This is a genomic window from Palleronia aestuarii, assembly GCF_003253995.1.
Classification (GTDB): domain Bacteria; phylum Pseudomonadota; class Alphaproteobacteria; order Rhodobacterales; family Rhodobacteraceae; genus Palleronia; species Palleronia aestuarii.
Genome location: NZ_QKZL01000005.1, coordinates 194,140 through 214,875 on the forward strand (window position 1 = coordinate 194,140; position 20,736 = coordinate 214,875).

General features: G+C 68.2%; 19 protein-coding genes and 1 tRNA gene. 11 read left to right on the forward strand and 9 right to left on the reverse strand.

The features are described from left to right. Window positions 1-15 precede the first annotated feature (15 nt). The 9 genes from LX81_RS08495 to LX81_RS08535 all read left to right on the forward strand — a co-directional run bounded on the left by LX81_RS08495 (window position 16) and on the right by LX81_RS08535 (window position 11,131). A complete protein-coding gene (locus LX81_RS08495; RefSeq protein WP_111536868.1) occupies window positions 16-1,605 on the forward strand; it encodes an ABC transporter substrate-binding protein in 1,590 nt (529 codons plus the stop codon). A gap of 101 nt (window positions 1,606-1,706) precedes the next feature. Beyond that, window positions 1,707-2,648, forward strand: coding sequence for an ABC transporter permease (locus tag LX81_RS08500; protein ID WP_111536869.1), 942 nt, complete (start codon window positions 1,707-1,709; stop codon window positions 2,646-2,648). Further along, window positions 2,648-3,517, forward strand: a complete 870-nt coding sequence (locus LX81_RS08505) for an ABC transporter permease (RefSeq protein ID WP_111536870.1) — start codon at window positions 2,648-2,650, stop codon at window positions 3,515-3,517. The genes LX81_RS08500 and LX81_RS08505 overlap by 1 nt, the downstream gene beginning before the upstream one ends. Before the next feature lies 1 nt (window position 3,518). Then, the gene (locus tag LX81_RS08510; protein WP_211322730.1) at window positions 3,519-5,141 is read left to right on the forward strand and encodes an ABC transporter ATP-binding protein; all 1,623 of its coding nucleotides are present in this window, start codon (window positions 3,519-3,521) and stop codon (window positions 5,139-5,141) included. 187 nt (window positions 5,142-5,328) lie between these two features. Then, entirely contained in the window at window positions 5,329-6,864 is a 1,536-nt protein-coding gene (locus LX81_RS08515) for a M81 family metallopeptidase (protein WP_111536872.1), read from the forward strand. Then, complete coding sequence (locus tag LX81_RS08520) at window positions 6,851-8,008, forward strand: M20 aminoacylase family protein (RefSeq protein ID WP_111536873.1); 1,158 nt, start codon at window positions 6,851-6,853, stop codon at window positions 8,006-8,008. The genes LX81_RS08515 and LX81_RS08520 overlap by 14 nt, the downstream gene beginning before the upstream one ends. Continuing rightward, window positions 8,005-9,141, forward strand: a complete 1,137-nt coding sequence (locus LX81_RS08525; RefSeq protein ID WP_111536874.1) for a M20/M25/M40 family metallo-hydrolase — start codon at window positions 8,005-8,007, stop codon at window positions 9,139-9,141. The genes LX81_RS08520 and LX81_RS08525 overlap by 4 nt, the downstream gene beginning before the upstream one ends. Before the next feature lie 102 nt (window positions 9,142-9,243). Beyond that, window positions 9,244-9,933: an SDR family NAD(P)-dependent oxidoreductase gene (locus tag LX81_RS08530; RefSeq protein WP_111536875.1), complete on the forward strand. Its 690-nt coding sequence runs from the start codon at window positions 9,244-9,246 to the stop codon at window positions 9,931-9,933. A gap of 109 nt (window positions 9,934-10,042) precedes the next feature. Next, window positions 10,043-11,131 carry an ABC transporter ATP-binding protein gene (locus tag LX81_RS08535; protein WP_111536876.1) on the forward strand — a complete coding sequence of 363 codons (1,089 nt, stop codon included), beginning with the start codon at window positions 10,043-10,045 and terminating at the stop codon, window positions 11,129-11,131. Here the strand turns inward: LX81_RS08535 and LX81_RS08540 are convergent. The 3 genes from LX81_RS08540 to LX81_RS08550 form a co-directional block, all read right to left on the reverse strand. After that, window positions 11,075-12,766 carry an ABC transporter permease gene (locus LX81_RS08540; protein ID WP_111536877.1) on the reverse strand — a complete coding sequence of 564 codons (1,692 nt, stop codon included), beginning with the start codon at window positions 12,764-12,766 and terminating at the stop codon, window positions 11,075-11,077. The genes LX81_RS08535 and LX81_RS08540 overlap by 57 nt on opposite strands. Next, a complete protein-coding gene (locus LX81_RS08545) occupies window positions 12,763-13,761 on the reverse strand; it encodes an ABC transporter substrate-binding protein (protein ID WP_111536878.1) in 999 nt (332 codons plus the stop codon). Before LX81_RS08545 ends, LX81_RS08540 begins: the two co-directional genes overlap by 4 nt. A gap of 101 nt (window positions 13,762-13,862) precedes the next feature. Next, the gene (locus tag LX81_RS08550; RefSeq protein WP_111536879.1) at window positions 13,863-14,219 is read right to left on the reverse strand and encodes a LysR family transcriptional regulator; all 357 of its coding nucleotides are present in this window, start codon (window positions 14,217-14,219) and stop codon (window positions 13,863-13,865) included. On the opposite strand from LX81_RS08550, the gene LX81_RS08555 reads away from it, so the two are divergent. Beyond that, window positions 14,154-14,783: a sulfotransferase family protein gene (locus LX81_RS08555; protein ID WP_170133881.1), complete on the forward strand. Its 630-nt coding sequence runs from the start codon at window positions 14,154-14,156 to the stop codon at window positions 14,781-14,783. The genes LX81_RS08550 and LX81_RS08555 overlap by 66 nt on opposite strands. Window positions 14,784-14,928: 145 nt before the next feature. Here the strand turns inward: LX81_RS08555 and LX81_RS08560 are convergent. Then, window positions 14,929-15,005, reverse strand: a tRNA-Pro gene (locus tag LX81_RS08560). 14 nt (window positions 15,006-15,019) lie between these two features. Next, on the reverse strand, window positions 15,020-16,027 hold the full coding sequence (locus tag LX81_RS08565) for a DMT family transporter (RefSeq protein ID WP_111536881.1): 1,008 nt from the start codon (window positions 16,025-16,027) through the stop codon (window positions 15,020-15,022). Between the two features lie 86 nt (window positions 16,028-16,113). Between LX81_RS08565 and LX81_RS08570 the strand changes: the two genes are divergently transcribed. Then, window positions 16,114-16,605 carry a DUF421 domain-containing protein gene (locus LX81_RS08570; protein WP_111536882.1) on the forward strand — a complete coding sequence of 164 codons (492 nt, stop codon included), beginning with the start codon at window positions 16,114-16,116 and terminating at the stop codon, window positions 16,603-16,605. On the opposite strand, the gene leuB is transcribed toward LX81_RS08570, so the two are convergent. The 4 genes from leuB to LX81_RS08590 all read right to left on the reverse strand — a co-directional run bounded on the left by leuB (window position 16,606) and on the right by LX81_RS08590 (window position 20,571). Beyond that, window positions 16,606-17,712 (reverse strand): 3-isopropylmalate dehydrogenase, encoded by a 1,107-nt coding sequence (leuB, locus tag LX81_RS08575; RefSeq protein ID WP_111537000.1) that lies wholly within the window; start codon window positions 17,710-17,712, stop codon window positions 16,606-16,608. A 66-nt stretch (window positions 17,713-17,778) separates the two neighbouring features. After that, window positions 17,779-18,702, reverse strand: coding sequence for an endonuclease/exonuclease/phosphatase family protein (locus LX81_RS08580; protein WP_234822540.1), 924 nt, complete (start codon window positions 18,700-18,702; stop codon window positions 17,779-17,781). A 173-nt stretch (window positions 18,703-18,875) separates the two neighbouring features. Continuing rightward, on the reverse strand, window positions 18,876-19,481 hold the full coding sequence (gene leuD / locus LX81_RS08585; RefSeq protein WP_111536884.1) for a 3-isopropylmalate dehydratase small subunit: 606 nt from the start codon (window positions 19,479-19,481) through the stop codon (window positions 18,876-18,878). A 247-nt stretch (window positions 19,482-19,728) separates the two neighbouring features. Further along, window positions 19,729-20,571, reverse strand: a complete 843-nt coding sequence (locus tag LX81_RS08590; protein WP_111537001.1) for a PEP-CTERM sorting domain-containing protein — start codon at window positions 20,569-20,571, stop codon at window positions 19,729-19,731. Between the last annotated feature and the right edge of the window lie 165 nt (window positions 20,572-20,736).

Below are 20,736 nucleotides of genomic sequence, written 5' to 3' on the forward strand. Positions count from 1 at the left end.
ACGAGGGACGCAGTGATGAACGCCAATCTGAACACCCTAGGTCGCGGGTCTCTCTATGCGGGGCTGATGGCCGGGGCGCTTGCCATGCCAGCGGGTGCCCAAACGATCACCGCCGTGATGCATTCGGGCCTCCGGGTCCTCGATCCCGTGATCACGACGGCGCACATCACCCGCGACAACGCCTCGATGATCTTCGACACACTGGTCTCGCTCAATTCCGACTTCGAGGTGGTTCCGCAGATGGCGGAGTACGAGGTCTCCGAGGACGGCCTGACCTACACCTTCACGCTGCGCGATGGTCTCACGTGGCACGATGGCGGCGAGGTCACGCCGGCCGATTGCATCGCGTCGATGAAGCGCTGGATGGAGCGCGACGGCGGCGGGCAGATGATCGCCGACAAGATGGAAAGCCTCGAGGCGACGGGCGACAACAGCTTCGAGCTCGTCCTGACGGAGCCGTTTCCCTACACGCTCACCGCGATGGCGAAGGTCTCGGGCCTCGCGCTCTTCATGATGCCCGAGCGCATCGCCAGCACGCCATCGGATCAGGCCATCGAGGAGCTGATCGGCTCCGGCCCCTTCAAGTTCGTGCAGGAGGAATTCCAGCCGGGCGTCCGCGTGGTCTTCGAGAAGTTCGAGGATTACGTCGTCACGCCGGAACCCGCGGACTGGTTCTCCGGCGCCAAGGAGGTGCTCGTCGATCGCGTTGAATGGGTCACGATGCCCGACGCGCAGACGGCGATCAACGCGCTCGTCAACGGCGAGATCGACTACATGGAATCCGTGCCCGTCGACCTTCTTCCGCTTCTCGAGACGGTCGAGGGCGTGGAAACGCAGGTCCTCAACGATCTCGGCTCGGTGACGATCGGGCGGATGAACTTCCTCCACCCGCCCTTCGACGATCCGCAAATCCGGCGCGCCGCGATGATGGCGCTCAACCAGGAGGACGTCCTGACCGCGCTGATCGGCAACCCGGAATACTACCAGGTCTGCGGCGCCATCTTCGGCTGCGGCACGCCCTACGAGTTCACCGACGGGTCGGAAACGCTGACCACCGGCGACGGGGTCGAGCAGGCGACGCAGCTTCTCGAGGAATCCGACTACGACGGCACGCCCATCGTCCTGATGCAGCCGACCGACGTCGTCACGCTCACCGCGCAGCCCATCGTCGCGGCGCAGGCGCTGCGCAATGTGGGCTTCAATGTCGACATGCAGCCGATGGACTGGCAGACGCTCGTCACCCGCCGTGCGAGCCAGGCGGCCCCGTCGGATGGCGGCTGGAACATCTTCTTCACGAACTGGGTCGTGCCGGAAGTCTCGAACCCGCTGGCCAACGTCATGCTGAACGGTCGCGGGGACGAGGCCTGGTTCGGCTGGCCCACCGACGAGGAGATGAACCAGATGCTGGCCGATTTCGGTGCGGCCGAGGACGAGGAGACCCGCAAGAGCCTAGCCGAGCAGATGCAGGCCCACGTGATGGAGAACGTGAACTACGTCCATCTCGGGCAGTATTTCAGCCCCGCGGCCTGGCGTTCCGACGTTCTGAGCGGCGTCGAGACGGCCCCGTTCCCGGTCTTCTGGGGCGTCTCGAAAGACGAGGGCTGATCGGCCCGATTTCCCCGTATCCGCGCCGCCCCGGTCTCGGGCGACGCGGATGAACGCGGTGGCGGTGCCCCGTGCGCCGCCGAACCTCCCCGAGGTATCAGATGCCGATCTTTCTCGTCCGCCGCTTCCTCGCCGCGATCCCGGTTCTCCTGACCGTGGCGGTCTTCGTCTTCCTTCTGCTGCGCCTGACGCCGGGCGATCCGGCGGCGATCATCGCCGGTGACATGGCGACCCCGGAACAACTCGAGCGGATCCGGGCGACCCTCGGGCTCGACCAGCCCATCATCGTGCAGTTCGGCACCTGGATCGTCGATATCCTGCGCGGCGATTTCGGCACGTCGCTGATCTCGCGCCAGCCCGTTCTCAACCTCGTCACCGACCGGATGTGGCCGACGATCTGGATCGGTCTCATCACCATCGCACTTTCCGTGATCATCGCGGTGCCCATGGGCGTGCTCGCGGCCTGGAAGCAGGGAAGCTGGATCGATCACCTGGTGATGACCTTCTCGGTCCTGGGCTTCTCCGTTCCGGTCTTCGTCACGGGCTATCTGCTCATCACGCTCTTCGCGCTCGACCTGCAGCTCTTCCCCGTGCAGGGCTACACCCCGCCGAGCCAGGATTTCGGGTCCTTCGCCGCGCGGGTCGTGCTGCCGTCCTTCACGCTCGCCTCGATCTACATCGCCCTCATCGCGCGGATGACGCGGGCGAGTCTCCTGAACGTGCTCGGGGAGGATTACGTGCGGACCGCGCGGGCGAAGGGTCTCACGGAGCGGCGGGTCCTCTTCCGCCACGCGCTTCGGAACGCCGCCGTTCCGGTGATGACGGTCATCGGCACGGGCTTCGCTTTGCTGATCTCGGGCGTGGTCGTGACGGAAAGCGTATTCAACATCCCCGGCCTCGGCCGGCTCACGGTCGATAGCATCTTCGCCCGCGACTATCCCGTCATCCAGGCACTCATCCTGCTGACGGCGGGGATCTACGTGCTCGTCAATCTTCTCATCGACATCTCCTATTCCTTCCTTGATCCGAGGATCCGCTACTGATGGCCGACAAGCTCATCCGCGGGGCCTTTCCCCTTTCGACGGGCAAGCTCGCCGCACGCGTCGGCTTCGCCCCGACCGTTTCGGCGATCGTCCTCCTCCTGATCGTGCTCGGCGCGATCTTCGCGCCCTACGTGGCCCCGCACGACCCGATCATGCAGGATCCGACCGCGCGGCTTGCGGCGCCATCTGCCGAATATCCCCTCGGCACGGACAATTACGGCCGCGATCTCCTCAGCCGGGTGATCTACGGCGCGCGCGTCTCGCTGATCATCGGCATCGGCGCCACCCTCTTCGCGGTGGTGCTGGGCCTCACGATCGGGCTGGTCTCGGGCTTCTTCCGTCTCGCCGACGCGATCGTCATGCGGATCATGGACGGGCTCATGGCGATCCCCTCCGTGCTTCTCGCGATCGCGATCGTCTCGCTCATGGGGGCGAGCATCTGGACCGTCATGGCGGCGATCACGATCCCGGAAATTCCCCGCGTCGTCCGGCTCGTCCGGTCCATCGTGCTGTCTGCGCGCGAGGAGCCCTACGTGGAGGCGGCGTTGTCCCTCGGCACATCGATGCCGCGGATCCTCTGGCGTCACCTGATGCCCAACACCTTCGCGCCGCTGACCGTGCAGGCCACCTATGTCTGTGCCTCCGCGATCCTGACAGAGGCGATCCTGAGCTTCCTCGGCGCGGGCGTGTCGACGGAGACGCCCACCTGGGGCAACATCATGGCGGAGGCGCGGCTCTACTTCCAGCTCAAGCCCTCGCTGATCCTTTGGCCCGGACTGGCGCTGTCGCTCTGCATCCTGTCGATCAACCTGCTCGGAGACGCGGCGCGCGATGTGCTCGATCCGCGCATGGGCAAGCGGGAGGCTTGAGATGACGGTCCTCAGCGTCGAAAACCTCACCGTCGCCATCGACGACGCCAAGGGCGCGGAAGTCGTCCGCGGCATCTCGCTCGAGATCGCGGCGGGCGAGACCGTCTGCCTCGTGGGCGAGAGCGGATCGGGCAAGTCCGTGACCTCTCTGGCCGCAATGGGCCTTCTTCCCAAGGGCTCGCTCAAGACCACGTCGGGGCGGATTCTCCTCGACGGCGAGGATCTGCTGACGCTGCGCCCGAATGAGTTGCGGGAGCGGCGGGCGACGCGGATGTCGATGATCTTCCAGGAGCCGATGACCGCCCTCAATCCGGTGATGAAGGTCGGCGACCAGATCCTCGAAGTGCTGACCGCCCATACGCGGATGCCGTCGAGCGAGGCGGAGGCGAAGGTTACCGACATCCTCGGCCAGGTGGGATTGCCCGACATCGAGCGCATGGCGTCGAGCTATCCGCACCAGCTTTCGGGCGGGCAGCGGCAGCGCATCATGATCGCCATGGCGCTCGTCCTCGAGCCGCGGCTCCTGATCGCCGACGAGCCCACCACCGCGCTCGACGTGACGACGCAGAAGCAGATCCTGAAGCTCATCAAGGACTTGCAGACCGGGCACGGGACGGCCGTGCTCTTCATCACCCACGACATGGGCGTCGTTGCGGAGATCGCGGACAGGGTCTACGTCATGAACCAGGGTGCGCTCGTGGAAGACGGGCCCGTGCGGGACGTCATGTCGAACCCGACGAAGGACTATACCCGCAAGCTTCTGAGTTCCGTCCCCTCGCTCGACCCGCGCGCGCCGCGTCCGCCGCGCTCGAAGAAGCCGACCCTCGTGGTGAGCGACCTGAACAAGGTCTATGGCGGCGGCGGATTCCTCAAGCGCGGGGCCGAAACCCATGCGGTGAAGGACGTGTCGCTGGAGCTCATGTCGGGCCGCACGCTTGGCGTCGTGGGCGAAAGCGGTTCCGGAAAGAGCACGCTCGCGCGCTGCGTGATGCGGATGATCGACATCACGTCGGGCGGCGTGAAGATCGGCGGGCAGGAGATCGGGCAGTTCGGGCGGCGGGCGATGCATCCCTATCGCAAGCGGTTGCAGATGGTGTTTCAGGATCCTTATCGTTCGCTCAATCCGCGGTTGACGGTGGAGCAGAGCATCGTCGAGGGGCCGGTGAATTACGGTATGCCCCGCAAGGAGGCCCGCGCGAAGGCGGCGGAGCTTCTGGACCTCGTCGGCCTGCCCACGAACGCGCTCGGACGTTATCCGCACATGTTCTCCGGAGGGCAGCGGCAGCGCATCGCGGTGGCGCGTGCGCTCGCGATGGAGCCAGAGCTTCTCGTGGCCGACGAGGCGGTCTCCGCCCTCGACGTGTCGGTTCAGGCGCAGGTCCTTGATCTTCTGGACGAAATCCAGGACCGGACGGGGATCGCGATCCTTTTCATCACCCACGATCTGCGCGTCGCGGCGCAGGTTTGCGACGAGGTCGCGGTCATGCATCGCGGACGGGTGGTGGAGATGGGCACGACGCGGGACGTGCTCGGCAATCCGCAGCACGAGTACACGCAGAGCCTTTTGGCCGCCGCGCCGGGGCGGGACTGGGACTTCGCCAATTTCCGCCCCGTGGCGGCGTGAGGCGCCGGACCCGTCCCTTGCTCGTACACCACGCGTACACCACAGGTACACGGCCCGTGCAGCGAACGTGCATCCCGCGTACACGGGACGTGCATCCCGCGTGCCGACATCGTGCACAGGGTGTCGCGACATCGTACACGGGGCGTACACAACCAGCGTCCGCACCGTTCAGATTTCGGGAGACCACATGACCGCGTCCCGCATCGCCATCGGCGGCTTCCTGCACGAGACGAACACGTTCGGTCCCTCCAAGGCCACCTACGAGGATTTCGCCCATGGCGGCGGGTCTGGCCGGATGCTTCGCGGTGGGGAGATCCTCGAGACCTGCGCGGACATGAACGCCGCGATCTCGGGCGCGATCCGGCACGGGACGCAGGCGGGCTGGGACCTGCGCCCGACGCTCTTCTGCTCGACCTCTCCCTCGGCCCATGTCACGCGCGACGCGTTCGAGCGGATCGCCGACGAGCTGATCGAGCGGATCGTGGCCGAAGGGCCGCTCGACGGGCTCTTCCTCGACCTGCACGGGGCGATGGTCTGCGAGCATCTCGACGACGGGGAGGGGGAACTGCTCACGCGGCTCCGCGACCGGCTTGGGGCGGACCTGCCGATCGTCGTCTGCCTCGACCTGCATGCCAACGTCACCGACGCGATGTTCGCCCATGCCGACACGCTCGAGAGCTATCGCACCTATCCGCATGTGGACATGGCGCAGACGGGGCTCAGGGGCGCGCGGGCGCTCGGGCGGATGCTTGAGGGCGGCAAGCCCGAAAAGGCGCTGCGCGTGGCGCCGTTCCTGACCGCCATCGCCTGGCAATGCACCGATGCCGCCCCCGCGAAGGATCTCTACGCGCATCTTAGGGAGCTTGCGGGCGAGGGACGCGACGTGAGCTTCAACATGGGCTTTCCGGCGGCGGATTTCCCGCAATGCCGGATGAGCGTCACCGCCTACGGCCCCGGCGCCGACGAGGCCGCCGACAGCCTGATGGCGGCCATCGAGGCGGCCGAGCCAGATTTCACGGGCGAGGTCTTCTCTCCGGCGGACGGCGTGGCGGAAGCGATCCGGCTCGCCGGTCTGCCCGAGACGGACGGCCCCGTCATCATCGCCGACACGCAGGACAATCCCGGCGCGGGCGCGGACAGCAACACGACCGGCATGATCCGCGCGATGGTCGACGCGGGCGCGCGGGGCGCGCTCGGCAATCTCTACGATCCGGAGGCCGCGCGCGCGGCCCATGCGGCGGGCGAGGGGGCCACGCTCCGCATCGCGCTCGGCGGCCGGTCGCGGGTCGCGGGCGACGCGCCCTTCGAGGCGGAGTTCCTCGTGGAGCGCGTCTCCGACGGGGCCTTCACGGCCACGGGGCCCTATTACCGGGGCCGCAAGATGCAGATGGGCCCGTCGGCCTGCCTCAGGATCGGGGATCTGCGCATCGTCGTCGTTTCCGCCAAGGCGCAGATGGCCGACCGCGCGATGTTCCGCCAGGTGGGCATCGTGCCGGAGGAGGAGCCGATCCTCGTCGTCAAGAGCTCCGTCCATTTCCGCGCCGATTTCGCGCCCGTCGCGGGCGCGCTTCTCGTCTGCGCCGCGCCGGGGCCGATGGCCGTCGATCCGGCGCTTCTGCCCTGGACGCGGCTCGAACCGGGGATCAGGCTCGGCGCGCTCGGCCCGGCCTTCGCGCCGCCGGAAAACGTACCCACGAAGGAGACAGAGAATGCCCGTCATTGAGGACATCGCCGCGTTCGCAGAGGATCTGACCGCGATCCGCCGCGATTTCCACGAACATCCCGAGCTGGGCTTCCAGGAGCACCGGACGTCGGGCAAGGTCGCCGAGATGCTGCGCGCCTGGGGGATCGAGGTGACGACGGGGCTTGGCGGGACGGGCGTCGTGGGCGTGCTCGAGGGCAGCCGTCCCGGACGCCGCATCGGGCTGCGCGCGGACATGGACGCGCTGCCGATCGACGAGCAGACGAACCTGCCCTGGGCGTCGAAGACCCCCGGCGTCATGCATGCCTGCGGCCATGACGGGCACACGACGATGCTTCTGGGCGCGGCGCGCTATCTCGCGGCGAACCGCGATTTCGCGGGCACGGCGATCTTCATCTTCCAGCCGGCGGAGGAGGGGCTCGGCGGCGCGCGCGCGATGATCGCCGACGGGCTTTTCGAGAAGTTTCCCTGCGACGAGATCTACGGGATGCACAATTCGACCGGGGACGCGCCCGACATGGTCGGCGTGAAGAAGGGCCCGGCGATGGCGGGCGCGAACTTCTTCGACATCCGCGTGATCGGTCGCGGCGCGCATGGCGCGCGGCCCGAGGAAAGCCGCGACCCGGTGGTGATCGCCGCCTCCCTCGTCGGAGAGATGCAGTCGATCGTCTCGCGCAACGTCGAGCCGACCTCGCCCGCGGTGCTGTCGATCACGCAAATCCATTCGGGCTCCGCCTACAACGTCATACCGGGCACCGCCGATCTTGCCGGGACCGTGCGGTTCTTCGACACCGCGACGGGAGAGCTCATCTCCGAGCGGATCCGGGCGCTCTGCGCGGGGATGGCGGCGGCGCACGGGGTGGAGATCGAGGTCGATATCCGCAACGTCTTCGACGTGCTGATGAACGACGACGCGCTCTCGGACGCGCTCATCGCCGCCGCCGCGCCGGTGGTGGGCGAGAAGGCGCGGGTGAAGACCGACCTCGTCATGGGCTCGGAGGATTTCGCCGACATGCTGCGCGTCGTGCCGGGGGCCTATTGCACCGTCGGCCATTCGGGCGACGTGGCGCTGCACAATCCGGGCTTCGTTCTCGACGACGCGATCCTGCCCGTGGGGGCCAGCATCTATGCCAACCTCGTGACGAGCCGGGGCGCGGCGGCATGAGCATCTGGAAAGAGCTGCCCTTCGACACCGACGAGATCGTCGAAGGGCTGCGCCCCTGGATCGAATGCGAGAGCCCGACCTTCGACGCGGCGGCGGTGGACCGGATGATGGACCTGGTCGCGATGCGCTGTGCCGAACTCGGCGCGACGGTCGAACGGATCCCGGGCACGATGGGCCTCGGCGGGTCGGTGCGCGCGCGCTTTCCGCATCCGCGCATGGGCGAGCCGGGGATCCTCATTTCGGGTCATTTCGATACGGTCCATCCCGTGGGCACGCTGGCCAAGAACCCGTTCCGCCGCGAGGGGGGCCGCGTCTACGGCCCCGGCATCCAGGACATGAAGGGCGGCAACTACATCGCGCTCGAGGCGATCCGGCGGCTGGCGGAGGCGGGGTTCGAGACGCCGCTGCCCGTCACCGCCCTCTTCACCCCCGACGAGGAGATCGGTACCCCCGCCGCGCGGACGCTGATCGAGACGGAGGCGCGGCGGGCAAAATACGTGCTCTGCCCCGAGCCCGCGCATCGCGACAACGGCGTGACGACGGGCCGCTACGCCATCGCGCGCTTCGACCTTCATGCGGAGGGCAAGCCGTCCCATGCGGGCGCGCGGCTCTCGGACGGCACCTCCGCCGTGCGCGAGCTCGCCCGTCGGATCATCGAGATCGAGGAGATGACGAGCGAGGATTGCACCTTCTCGTGCAACAACGTCTCCTCCGGCCGTTGGGTCAATTGCGTGCCGTGGACGGCGTCGGCCGAATGCCTCTCCATGGCCAAGGAACAGGACGATCTCGACTCCGGGATCGAGCGGATGCTGGCTCTGTCGGGCGAGCGCAACGGCGTGCGGTTCACCGTCACGCGCGGTGTGACGCGGCCCGTCTGGGAGGCGGAGCGGCCCGAGACGATGGCGCTCTACGAGAAGGCGCGCGCGATCTCCGTCGATCTCGGCCACGAGATGCCGCATCGCAGCCAGGGCGGCGGGTCGGACGCGAACTTCACCGGCGCGATGGGCATCCCCTCGCTCTGCTCGCTGGGCGTGAGGGGCGACGGGCTCCATACGTTCGGGGAGCATATCGACGAGGAGATGATCGTCCCGCGGACCCGGATCTTCGCGGGACTGCTCGCGACGCTGGACTGACCGGGTCCGGGCGGGGATCGAAGGAATTGTGCGGAACGAGGAGGAACGAGCCATGCAGATCGACCGGAGACCGGGCCGCCGGGCCCCGCTGGGAGCGCGGGCATGAGCGGGCGGGTCGCGCTCGTTTCGGGAGCGAGCCGGGGCATCGGGGCGGCGGTCGCCGACAGGCTCGCGGCCGCCGGGTGGCGCCTGTCGCTCGGGCTGCGCGATCCCGACGCCCTCGCGGAAAGGTTTCCGGGCGCGCAGCGCGTCCGCTACGACGCGCTCGCCGGTGGCGAAGAGGAATGGGCGGAGGCGGCGCGGCGCGAGTTCGGTCGGATCGACGCGGTGGTCGCCTGTGCGGGCATCATGGAATCGGCCACGGTCGTGGCGATCGAGGAGGATGCGCTCGACCGGATGTGGAATGTCAACGTCAAGGCGCCGCGCCGCCTCGTCCGCGCCGCCTGGGACGACCTCTGCGCCGCGGAGGCGGGGCGGGTCGTGCTGCTCGCTTCGCTTTCGGGCAAGCGGGTGAAATCCCCCGAGAGCGGGCCCTACGCGATGACGAAACATGCCGCGATCGCGCTCGGCCACGCCATCCGGCAGGCCGGCTGGAAACACGGGATCCGGGCGACCTCCGTCTGCCCCGGCTTCGTCGATACCGACATGGCGCGGGCCATCACCGATCGCGACCCCGCGCGGATGACGACGGTGGAGGACGTGGCGCGGCTCGTCGAGCTGGCGCTCGATCTGCCCGATACCGCCTCCGTGCCCGAGCTTTACGTCAATTGCACCATCGAGCCGGTGTTCTGAGGGCCGGACGACCCGGAGGCGCGCAGCCGTCAGGGGGCGTCATCCGCACCGATTGACGGCCTCGCCAATGTGGCAGAGAAGGCGGCGGACCCTCGACCGGAGCGATCGCTTGGCTGTCTCCCTCACCGATCTGACGAAGAGCTTCGCGGCGCACCGGGCCGTCGACGGCGTGAGCGTGGATATCGCGGACGGGGAGTTCTTCGTCGTCCTCGGCCCGTCGGGCTGCGGGAAATCCACGCTCCTCCGGCTCGTCGCGGGGCTCGAGATCCCCGACCGGGGCGAGGTCGCGGTGGACGGGGTTCCCGTCTCCGGCCCCGGCCTGCACGTCCCGCCCGAGAAGCGGGGGATGGGGGTCGTCTTTCAATCCTACGCGCTCTGGCCGCATATGGACGTGCGCGGCAACGTGGCCTTTCCGATCGAGAGCGCCGGACGCTCCCGGCGGGCGGCGCGGCAGGAGGCTGAGGGGCATCTGGCGACCGTCGCGCTCGGCGATTTCGCCGACCGGCGCCCGGCCGAACTCTCAGGTGGGCAGCGACAGCGGGTCGCGCTCGCGCGTTGCCTCGCCGGAGGCGCGCGGACCGTGCTGATGGACGAGCCGCTCGCCAATCTCGACCCGCATCTGCGCGGCGCGATGGAGGCGGAGATCGCCGCGTTCCATGCGCGGGCGGGGGCGACGACGATCTTCATCACACACGACCAGCGCGAGGCGATGGCCCTTGCCACCCGCGTCGCGGTCATGGCGCGCGGCGCGTTCCAGCAGGTCGCTGCCCCGCAGGAGCTCTACGAACGGCCCGAGACGGAAGAGGTCGCCCGCTTCATCGGCCGCGCCGCGATCCTCGATGCGCGGGTCGAGGGCGGAGCGGCGCGGATCGGCGGCGCCACGGTTCCCGTGACCGCGCGGGGCGCGTTGCCGGACGGCCCGGCCCGCCTCGTGATCCGGCCGGGCGATGTCCGGCTGGGCGACGGTCCGCTCTCGGGGCGGCTTTCCCACGTCTTCTATCGCGGCGGCGTGTGGGAAGCGTTCGCGGAGAGCGACGCTTTTGCGGAGCCGGTTCCGGTCGCGAGCGCCACGCGGCTCGTTCCGGGCGAGGAGATGCGGTTCTCCATCACCGCGGCCTGGGCGCTGCCCTCGGCCCGCGGTTCAGAACCGCCAGGGCACGACGCCCGCGGGCAGGTTCCGGCCGAGGCGGTCGAGTAGCGCCATCAGTACAACGGTCGCCGCCACCGTCACCGTGGACATCGCGGCCGCGAGCGTGGTGTAGCCGCCATCCTCGAAGTTGAAGATCGTCGTCCCGATCGTCTCCGCACCCCGCGACCAGAGGAGCGCGGAGACGGTCACCTCGTTATAGGCCGTGAGGAAGACGAGGATCGCGCCCGAGGCGGCGGCGGGCGCGACCAGCGGAAGATAGATGCGCCGTATCCGCCGCCCGAACCCCGCGCCCGCGACGCGTGCCGCATCGTCGAGCGCGTCGTCGAGCTGCCCCGCCGCCGCCGTGACCGGTTTCAGCCCGATCGCAAGGTAGGCCGTGAGGTAGGCGAGGAAGATCAGGGTGAGCGTGTTGTAGAGCGACAGGCCCAGGAGCGGGATCGGTCGCAGGTAGACGAGGATGAAGGCGATGGAGACGACGAGGCCGGGGATCGCGTAGCTCACCTCCGCGAGTACGGTCACGCCGCCGCCGACGAGACGGCCCCGGCGCTCCATCCCCGCGCCGAAGCGGGCGACCACGATGGCGAAGAGCGCGAGGACGAGGGCTGCCGCCCCGGCGGCGAGGGTGGAATTGGCGAAGGCCCGCGCGGGGGCGCTCTGCCGCACGAGCACGTCGGCGAAGTTCTCGAACGTGGCCGTCGCGAAGCTCAGCGGCACGCCGTAGACCGGGACGAGCGCGGTCGCGACGAGGGAGGCCAGCGGCAGGAGGAGCGTGCCGGCGACGAAGAGGACGAGCCCCGCCGTCCAGAGCGGCCGGGCGCGGCCGAGCGCGATCCTGAGGGGCGGCTGCGGCGGACCGACGAGGCCGACGCGGAAGCGCCGCTGCAACCAGCCCTGCAGGCCGACGACGAGGACGGCGAGCACCGCGAGGATCATCGAGAGCGTCGCGACGTCCGACAGCACGCTCGGCCCGAACCCGGCGAGGCGCCGCCAGATCAGGACGGGCATGGTCACGTAGCCGCCGGGCACGCCCAGCAGGGCCGGGATGCCGAAATTCCCCAGCGCGGAGACGAAGGCCAGGGCGAAGGCCGCCACGAGCGACGGCGCAAGGAGCGGCAGCACGACGCGGCGGGCGAGCCGCACGGGACCGGCGCCGGAGGTCCGCGCCGCCTCGATCATCTCGCGCGGCAGGCCCCGGAGCGCGGCGAGCACGACGAGGAACGCGAGCGGCGCGTGCTGGATCGTCAGGAGCCCGATCACGCCGGCGCGCGAATAGAGCGGATGGGCCGTCCCGATCGGAGGCGCGATCCCGAGCCAGCCCAGCACCGGGCTCGACGGTCCGAGCGCCTGGATCCAGGCAACGGCCGTGACATGGGGCGGGATCATCATCGGCAGGAGGAGAAGGAAGACGAACACCCCCTTGCCGCGGATATCGGTCAGCCCCACCAGCCCCGCGAGGCAGGCCCCGACAACGAGGGCGCAGAGGCCCGAGACGGCCGCGCTGTCGAGGCTGTTAAGAAAGGCGCGGCGCACGGCGTCGTTGCCGGCCAGCTCGACGAACGGCCCGGTGCCGCGGCCGAGCGCGGTCCAGAAGAGCCGGCCGAGCGGCAGGACGAAGACCGCGGCCGCGACGAGGCAGACGAGGCCGAGGGCGATGCCCTCGATGCCTGGGAAGCGGCGTGTCACCCGCCGAAGATCTCGATGAACCGTTCCTTGTAGGCCGCGTCGTTCGCGAGCGCGTCGGCTGGATCGAAGTCGATCACCTTGATTTCGGAGCGGTCGGGGAAGCCTTCGGGCGCCGCGACATCGGGATGCGCGGGGAGGTAGCCCTGCTCCGCCGCGAGTTCCTGACCCTCGGTGGAGAGGAGGAAGTCGATGAAGGCCTTCGCCGCTTCGGGGTTCTTGGCGGTCGAGAGGATCGCGGCGGGTTCGGTCACGGCGGAGACGCCTTCGTCGGGGAAGACGAAGCTGACCGGCGCGCCTTCCCCGGCGCTGCGGATGGCGAGGAAGTCGACGACGAACCCGTAGAGCGCCTGGCCGCCCGCCACCGCCTGGAAGGTGCCGCCATTGCCACCCTGTGCGATCGCGCCCTGATCCGCGAGCCCCTCGTAATACTCCCAGCCCAGCTCCGGCAGGCCCGTGAGCGAGATCATGTGGATGGTCGCGGCACCCGATTCGAGCGGGGAGGGCATGACGATGTTGTTCTGCGCCGCCGGGTCCAGGAGATCGGCATAGGACGAGGGCACCATCTCCGCGGCGTCGTTGTAGATGATGCCGGTGGTGATGAGCTTGGTGGAGAAGTAATGGCCCTCGGGATCCATGAGCCCGTCGGCATAGGCGGCGGTATCGGCCTCCGGATAGGCCATCAGGCGGTCGTCCTGCTTGAGGCTCTCCATCGTCACCGTGTCGGCGATCAGGAGCACGTCGGGCTGCGGCTGCCCGGCCTCGAATTCGGCGCGCAGGCGGGCGATCATCTGCGTCGTGCCGTCGCGCACCCAGTCGACCTCGACCTCCGGGTAGGCCTCCATGAATGCGTCCACCGTCTGCTGCGCGTCCTGATCGGGCTGCGAGGTGTAGAGCACGAGCGTACCGGAAACCTCTCCGGACCCGGTTTCCTGCGACAGGGCGGGACAGGCGGCCGCCAGGGCCGTGATCGTTGCGGCGCCGATGATGCGGATCATGCGGGAAGTCTCCTTTACCATTTGCCACGCGGCTAGAGGCCCTTTGTGACAGCTACGTGACATCGCGTCACCTGCGGCCGGTTTTCGCAGGGGAAATCGCGTCATGATCTCTGTCCGGCCGTTCCAACTCGCGTGAGACGACGATGCGGTCTGTCGCGGTGAACTGCCCGGCCGGTCGAGAGAACCTTGGTCGAGATCGGGCAGGCTATGCGGACCGATCGGGTGCTTGACTTCGGGCCGAATGGCTCCGGCAGCTTCAGAACCCGCATGATGCTGCCCAGGATCGGACGGACATCCTCGATCAGTTGCAAAGCGAAGGGGCTGGCCTGCATGCGCCCCCCGACCTTGACCATCAGAGGATCGCCGACGCGTTCCCGGAGCCGCGCCAATGCATGGCTGACCGCCGACGGCGTCTTGTTGAGCCTGACCGCCGCACCCGCCATACTTCCCGCGGGCATCTGGTCTTCGGCCCCTGTCACCACATGGTGGAGGTCATGGGCAATTCGGACCAGCCCGCCTTCTGGAGGGCGCATGCCGAGGGGAAGGAGGTGGACTGGGCGGAGGTGTTCGCCGACTATTTCAGCCAGGTCGATTTTCCCGGTGCACCGGTCTGGCATGAGCTTTCCGTGGCCTTTCCGGATGCCAAGGTCGTTCACACCGAGCGGCTGGAAGAGGAGTGGTGGGCCAGCTATTCGGCGACCATCGGCAAGTTCTTCGAATACCGTGAGAGCTTGGTCCTGCCACCGCCTAAGGCCGAGAATTTCGAGGCCATGGAAAGGCTCCTGATCCGGGATGTGATGGGCGGGCCGGGCAAGGCTGCCGTGCTTTCCGCCTATCGCCGCAACAACGAGAAGGTGCGCGCGACGATCCCGGCGGATCGGCTGCTCGTCTTCACGCCATCGGATGGCTGGGAACCGCTCTGCGCCTTTCTGGGTGTCGCCCGCCCCGAGGGTGATTTTCCGCGTAGCATCGCACGGGACGAATTCTGGGCGCTTTTCGGCGGCGAACCGGTGTCCGCCTAGACGCGTGGTCTCAGCGCCAAACCTACCGTTCCTTTCGGCGTGGAGAACGGCAAGTTTTTTCGCATGGTGTTGGTTCGACTTGGCGTCGATCTCGCAGCCGCGTGCAAGACCCTAGCTTATCGTGGCAATCCACAATTTCTGTAATTGGTCGGAGTGAGAGGATTCGAACCTCCGACCCCTGCCTCCCGAAGGCAGTGCTCTACCAAGCTGAGCTACACTCCGACCGTCCGCGCGGATTACGGGTTCGGCGCGCGATTGGCAAGGGCCTGATAGCTCGGGATCGACATCGCACGACGACGAAGCATCGCCGGGATGCGCGGGGTGGCCGCCATGCCCATGCGGTCCCCGTCCTCGGAGACCGGCGTGTTGGCCGAACGGCCGGGCGCGCTTTCGCGCACGACGATGTAGAGCCCGCTCGCGATGATGATCGCGGCGCCGATCCAGGTCGGCAGGTCGGCGCCCTCGTCGAAGAGGAGGATTCCGAAGAAGGCCGCCCAGAGGATCTGGGAATATTGCATCGGCGCGACGATCGCCGCCTCCGCGCGGCGGTAGGCCGCGATGATGAGAAGGCCCGCGCCGAAGCCCAGTGCCGCGACGAGGCCCGCGAGGCCTAGATGCGCGAGCGGCATGGGAACATAGACGAAGGGCAGGATTATGCCCGTCAGGGTGAAGTTCGCCACCATCGGGTAGAGCATGAGGACGACCCCGCGTTCCTCCTTGCCGATCTTGCGCACCACCACCGCGGCCGTGGCGCTGCCGCAGGCGGCGAGGACGGCGGTCAGATGCCCGGTCGAAAGCGCCGCGCCGTTCCACGGGCGCAGCACGATCAGCACGCCGCAGAGGCCCACGAGGACGGCCACCCATCGATGCGGACCCACGCGTTCTCCCAGGATCGGGATCGACAGGACGGTGATGAGGAGGGGGGCCGCGAAGATGAGCGCGTAGACCTGCGCGAGGGGCAGGGTGGAGAAGGCGTAGAAGGCGGAGATGAGCGTGATCACCGAAGCGCCCGTCCGCAGCGCCGTCCACCACGGATGGACCGGCCGCAACGTTCCGCTCATCGGGTCGCGCATCAGCATCAGCGTGGCGAGCGGAAAGCTGAAGAGCACGCTGAAGAAGATGATCTGGAACGGGGCGTAGGTCGCGCCCAGCACCTTCACCAGCACGTCGTGCGTCGCGAAGATACCGAACGCCACGAGCGCCAGGATCGGGCCGCCGAGGCCGGGAGGGAGTGGACGAGACATGCGCTCTCCAAACGCGGCGCATCGTTCCCGTCAAGGGGGAACAATCCGGGGGCAATGCGCGCTGTCAACGATAGCAGGGGAACGCAATGGACATTCTCGAGATTCTGCTCCGCGCGGCGATCGCGACGGGCGCCGTCATCGCGCTGACCCGGATCAACGGGCTTCGCAGCTTCTCGAAGATGTCGGGCTTCGACTTCGCCCTGACCGTCGCGAAGGGGTCGATCCTGGCGAGCGCGATGATGGCGGGAAGCTGGAACAGGTTCTGGGTGATCCTCGCCGCGCTCCTCGCGCTGTTCCTCGTTCAGGGGATCATCTCACGCCTGCGCGAGCGGTTCGGCCGGATGGAGGGGGCGGTCGACAACACGCCGCTCCTCCTGATGCGGAACGGCGAGTTTCTGGACGAGAATCTTAAGCGCGGCCAGGTCAGCCGGTCCGACGTGATCGGCAAGCTCAGGGAGGCGAATGCGCTCCGCCTCGATCAGGTGCGCGCCGTCGTGCTCGAGGCGACGGGGGATGTCAGCGTCCTGCACGGCCCCGAGGAATGCGACGATCTGCTTCTCGAGGGTGTCGCGCGCTGATCAGCCCGCGCCGAGTGCCGCGACGATCGCATCTCCCATCTCCGACGTCGTGACGGCGTCGCGCCCTTCCTCGCCCAAGAGATCGGGCGTTCGCAGACCCTGCGCCAGGACCGCCTCCACCGCGCCCTTGAGCAGCGTCGCCTCGTCGCCGAGATCGAAGCTGTAGCGCAGCGCCATCGCGAAGCTCAGGATGCAGGCGATCGGGTTGGCCTTGCCTTGGCCCGCGATGTCGGGGGCGGAGCCGTGGACGGGCTCGTAGAGCGCCTTCGGGCGCCCGTTCTCCATCGGTGCGCCGAGCGAGGCGGAGGGCAGCATCCCGAGGCTGCCCGTGAGCATCGCCGCGGCGTCGCTCAGGAGATCGCCGAAGAGGTTGTCGGTCACGATCACGTCGAACTGCTTCGGACGCCGGACAAGCTGCATGGCGCCGGAATCCGCGAGCATGTGGGTGAGCTCGACATCGGGATATTCCTCGTCGTGGACCCACTGGACTTCCTCACGCCAGAGGATGCCCGCCTCCATGACGTTCGATTTTTCCATCGAGCAGACGCGGTTGTCGCGCTTGCGTGCGAGTTCGAAGGCGGAGCGCGCGACGCGGCGGATCTCTTCGGTCGTGTAGCGATGGGTGTTCGTACCGACTCGGCCGCCCTCGTTGTCGTCGGCGATGCCGCGCGGCTCGCCGAAATAGACCCCGCTCGTCAATTCCCGCACGATCATGATGTCGAGGCCGGAGACGATGTCGCGCTTGAGCGAGGAGAAATCCGCAAGCGCCTCGAAACATTGCGCGGGGCGCAGGTTGGCGAAGAGGTCCATCTCTTTGCGCAATCGCAGGAGACCCCGCTCCGGCTTCACCGCGAAATCGAGCTTGTCGTATTTCGGGCCGCCCACGGCGCCCAGGAGCACGGCGTCGGCCTTCTGCGCGCGGGCCATCGTGGCGTCGGCGAGGGGCGTGCCGTGCTTGTCGTAGGCGGCGCCGCCCACGAGATCCTCGGCCACCTCGAAAGCGACATCGCGATGGTCGGAGAACCAGGCGATGACCTTGCGTACCTCCGCCATCACTTCCGGGCCGATGCCGTCTCCGGGCAGGATGAGGAGTGAGGGGTTCGGCATCGGGCGCTCCATCGGATTGACGTCGCCCGGCGGCGTATCCCGTGGGTCCGGACGCGTCAAGGCGAGCTACTCGAGGTCCAGGTCGGCCCAGACGATGCGGTGCCGCGGCCAGTCCTCCACGGGGCCGAGCGCCTCGGCTTCGGGCGTGCCTGGGGCGGGCCAGTAGACGCCCGCGCCTCGGACCGCGAGATCGGCCGAGGGGATCAGGTAATCGACCCGGAGATTGCCCGGAGGATCGTCGAAATCGGCGGTATCGAGGGCGGGATCGCCGGTATGGCCGGGATCCGCGGCAGCGGCGCCACCCGCGCTTCGCGGCGCGATGTCCCGGAGCCGCGGATCGGAGAGGAGCGTATCCATCGCCGCGCGCCGCCCGTCGCCGTCTTCGGGGTCGAGATTGGCATTGCCGAGGATCACGAAGGGCGTCGGAGGCGGCGGCGTGTAGAGGTCGCCGTCGACGAGGCGCAGCCAGAGCGCCGCCTCGTCGTGGTTGCGCCGCCCGTTCAGATCCTCCGGCCCGTCGAAGACCGGCGGCGTCGCGCGCCAGGTGAGAAGGGTGAGGGGAGTGCCGTCGATCTCGACCGGCACGATCCAGTGGGCGGTGCTCGAGAGGCGCTGGATCGCGGCGGCCTCCTCGGAGGGGAAGGCGCGCCCCTCGATCATCGGGGGAATGGCGCCCGGAAGATCGCGCCAGAGCAGGCCGGAGAGATCCACGGCATCCTCGGCAAGTATCTCGAAACGCGAGAGAATCGCCAGCCCGTCGGCCCCGGCGAAGCGGCCGTATCCCTGCGCGTCGCGCGGGTCGCCGAGATCGCCGTCGCCGTTCATGTCGAGCCCCGTCGCCATCCCGGTATTCGGGCGCAGCGCGAAGCGGTGGGGGTAGTCGGGTCCGTCCTCGGCGATCCGGTCGGCCAGCACCGACAGCGTGGCGCCGCCCGCGTCGTAGTCGATGCCCTGCAGGACCAGGATGTCGGGGGCGACGGCGGCGATCATCCCGAGCGCGACCTCCGCCTGCGGGGAGCGGCCGTCGGTGAGATCGCGCAGGAGGAGGCCGGGGCCGCGGGCGGTGAGGCCGGTGTCGAAGGTGGCGACGCGGATCGTGTCCGCACCCGCCGCGGTCGTGGCGAGCCAGGCGGCGAGAAGGGCCCCGGCGGGGCGCAGACGCGTCAGACCCAGGGCCGCGCCTGCGCGAACTCGGTCTCAAACCCGTCGATCGCGGCGCCCTTCTCGAGGGTCAGGCCGATATCGTCCAAACCATTGAGAAGGCAGTGCTTTCGGAACGGATCGATCTCGAAGGGGAGGGTGCGGCCGTCCGACATGGTGATCTCCTGCGCTTCGAGATCGACGCTGATGCGGGCATTCGCGCCCTTCTCCGCGTCCTCCATCACCAGATCGACCTGATCCTGCGGCAGGGCGATGGGCAGGATGCCGTTCTTGAAGCAATTGTTGTAGAAGATGTCGGCGTAGGAGGGCGCGATGATGCAGCGGATGCCGAAATCCGCGATCGCCCAGGGCGCGTGTTCGCGCGACGAGCCGCAGCCGAAATTGTCCCCGGTGACAAGCACTTGCGCGTCGCGGTAGGCCGGTTTGTTCAACACGAAATCGGGATTTTCGGAGCCGTCGTCGAGATAGCGCATCTCGTCGAAGAGGTTCACGCCCAGTCCCGAACGCTTGATCGTCTTCAGGAACTGCTTGGGGATGATCATGTCGGTATCGACGTTGATCTGGGGCAGGGGCGCGGCGATGCCCTGCAATTCGGTGAACTTCTCCATGCGGAGGCTCCTTCGACGTTCCGTTCGCGCGGGAACGTACACCAGCCGTACACGGGACGTACAGACCGCGTGCACCGCGCGTACGCCCCCCGTGCATATGCCGTGCAGCGGATGTGCAGCGGACGTACGGCGAGCGTGCACGGAATGTCGGACGCGGTTTCCGGGGTGTTACGGGAGGGTGCGGTGTTCACCGGATCCGTCCGCGCCGCTGCTTCCGCACGGCGCGGACGTTTCGATTTTCAGGGGCTCAGGCGCGGCGGCGCAGGAACCCGAGCAATCCGAGACCGGCCACGAGAAGCGGCAGCGATGCGGGGACCGGGACGGCGGCCACGGGCGGCAGCGGGTCCACCGGATCGGTCGGCTCCATCGGAATTTCGGGAACGCCGGGCGGCACGATGACGTCACCGGGCTCGCCGAAGCGCACGTTGTCGATGTTGTATCCCGCGGGCTCGGAGCCGACGAGATCGAGGAAGACGCCTGCGATCTCAGACATCCCGTCCGCCGAGACGAGGCCGAGGAACTCGATCCCCCTGGTCTCGTTCGTCACGGTTCCCAGAAGCTCGCCCTGCCGCCCGAACGCCGTGATGCCCGTCGATTGCGCGGCGTCGAAGAATCCGCCCTCGAACCCGACGGCGAGCTGATCCTCGTCGAAGAGAAGCGCGATCGGTCCGTTGAACCGCGGTGTGCCGCTCAGTGTGGGCGAGGTGGGAAAGGAGGAATCGTTCGTGATGAACGTATTCGGCGCGTCGGCGTCGAGGGTGAGTTCACCGGTCGGCGCCCCGGAGATGCATCCCGACGGCGATGCGGAGGGACAATCCACGGACGGGTTATCGCTCAGCGACTGTCCGACGAAGTATCCGCCCGTCGTGACCGTGGGCGCTGTCGTGTCCGCGCCGTAATCCGACGGGGTGTAGACCGGGTTGAGCGTTCCGAGGTTGAACTCCGAGAAGGTGATCAGGCCGGCGCCGGCGGCGAAATTATCCTCCGTCACCCTGACCACGGCGGCCGGGGCGATCGTCGCCGTGACCACCGTCGCCACGCCGATGGCGGGTGCGATAAGGCGTAGCGTCCTAACGGGACAGAATTTCATCATCATACTCCAATTGCTCGCACTAATGCAGCAGTTCGGAGCCCGACCGACGGGATTCCATGTGCAGGCGGACCGCGACTGCCAGTTCGACGCTAGGAGAGCAGGTACAACCTGTTAATCATTTTCGGTGGACATGGGCGAAATACCGTTTCACCCGCCGGACGA

Bases quoted from the DNA above. Each gene is read 5' to 3' on its own strand.
- LX81_RS08565 (WP_111536881.1), bottom strand. From the start codon at position 16,027: ATGTCTCGTCCACTCCCTCCCGGCCTCGGCGGCCCGATCCTGGCGCTC.
- LX81_RS08500 (WP_111536869.1), top strand. From the start codon at position 1,707: ATGCCGATCTTTCTCGTCCGCCGCTTCCTCGCCGCGATCCCGGTTCTC.
- LX81_RS08550 (WP_111536879.1), bottom strand. From the start codon at position 14,219: ATGCCCGCGGGAAGTATGGCGGGTGCGGCGGTCAGGCTCAACAAGACG.
- LX81_RS08555 (WP_170133881.1), top strand. From the start codon at position 14,154: ATGGCTGACCGCCGACGGCGTCTTGTTGAGCCTGACCGCCGCACCCGC.
- LX81_RS08505 (WP_111536870.1), top strand. From the start codon at position 2,648: ATGGCCGACAAGCTCATCCGCGGGGCCTTTCCCCTTTCGACGGGCAAG.
- LX81_RS08515 (WP_111536872.1), top strand. From the start codon at position 5,329: ATGACCGCGTCCCGCATCGCCATCGGCGGCTTCCTGCACGAGACGAAC.
- LX81_RS08530 (WP_111536875.1), top strand. From the start codon at position 9,244: ATGAGCGGGCGGGTCGCGCTCGTTTCGGGAGCGAGCCGGGGCATCGGG.
- leuB (WP_111537000.1), bottom strand. From the start codon at position 17,712: ATGCCGAACCCCTCACTCCTCATCCTGCCCGGAGACGGCATCGGCCCG.
- LX81_RS08590 (WP_111537001.1), bottom strand. From the start codon at position 20,571: ATGAAATTCTGTCCCGTTAGGACGCTACGCCTTATCGCACCCGCCATC.
- LX81_RS08525 (WP_111536874.1), top strand. From the start codon at position 8,005: ATGAGCATCTGGAAAGAGCTGCCCTTCGACACCGACGAGATCGTCGAA.
- LX81_RS08520 (WP_111536873.1), top strand. From the start codon at position 6,851: ATGCCCGTCATTGAGGACATCGCCGCGTTCGCAGAGGATCTGACCGCG.
- leuD (WP_111536884.1), bottom strand. From the start codon at position 19,481: ATGGAGAAGTTCACCGAATTGCAGGGCATCGCCGCGCCCCTGCCCCAG.
- LX81_RS08510 (WP_211322730.1), top strand. From the start codon at position 3,519: ATGACGGTCCTCAGCGTCGAAAACCTCACCGTCGCCATCGACGACGCC.
- LX81_RS08495 (WP_111536868.1), top strand. From the start codon at position 16: ATGAACGCCAATCTGAACACCCTAGGTCGCGGGTCTCTCTATGCGGGG.
- LX81_RS08570 (WP_111536882.1), top strand. From the start codon at position 16,114: ATGGACATTCTCGAGATTCTGCTCCGCGCGGCGATCGCGACGGGCGCC.
- LX81_RS08545 (WP_111536878.1), bottom strand. From the start codon at position 13,761: ATGATCCGCATCATCGGCGCCGCAACGATCACGGCCCTGGCGGCCGCC.
- LX81_RS08580 (WP_234822540.1), bottom strand. From the start codon at position 18,702: ATGATCGCCGCCGTCGCCCCCGACATCCTGGTCCTGCAGGGCATCGAC.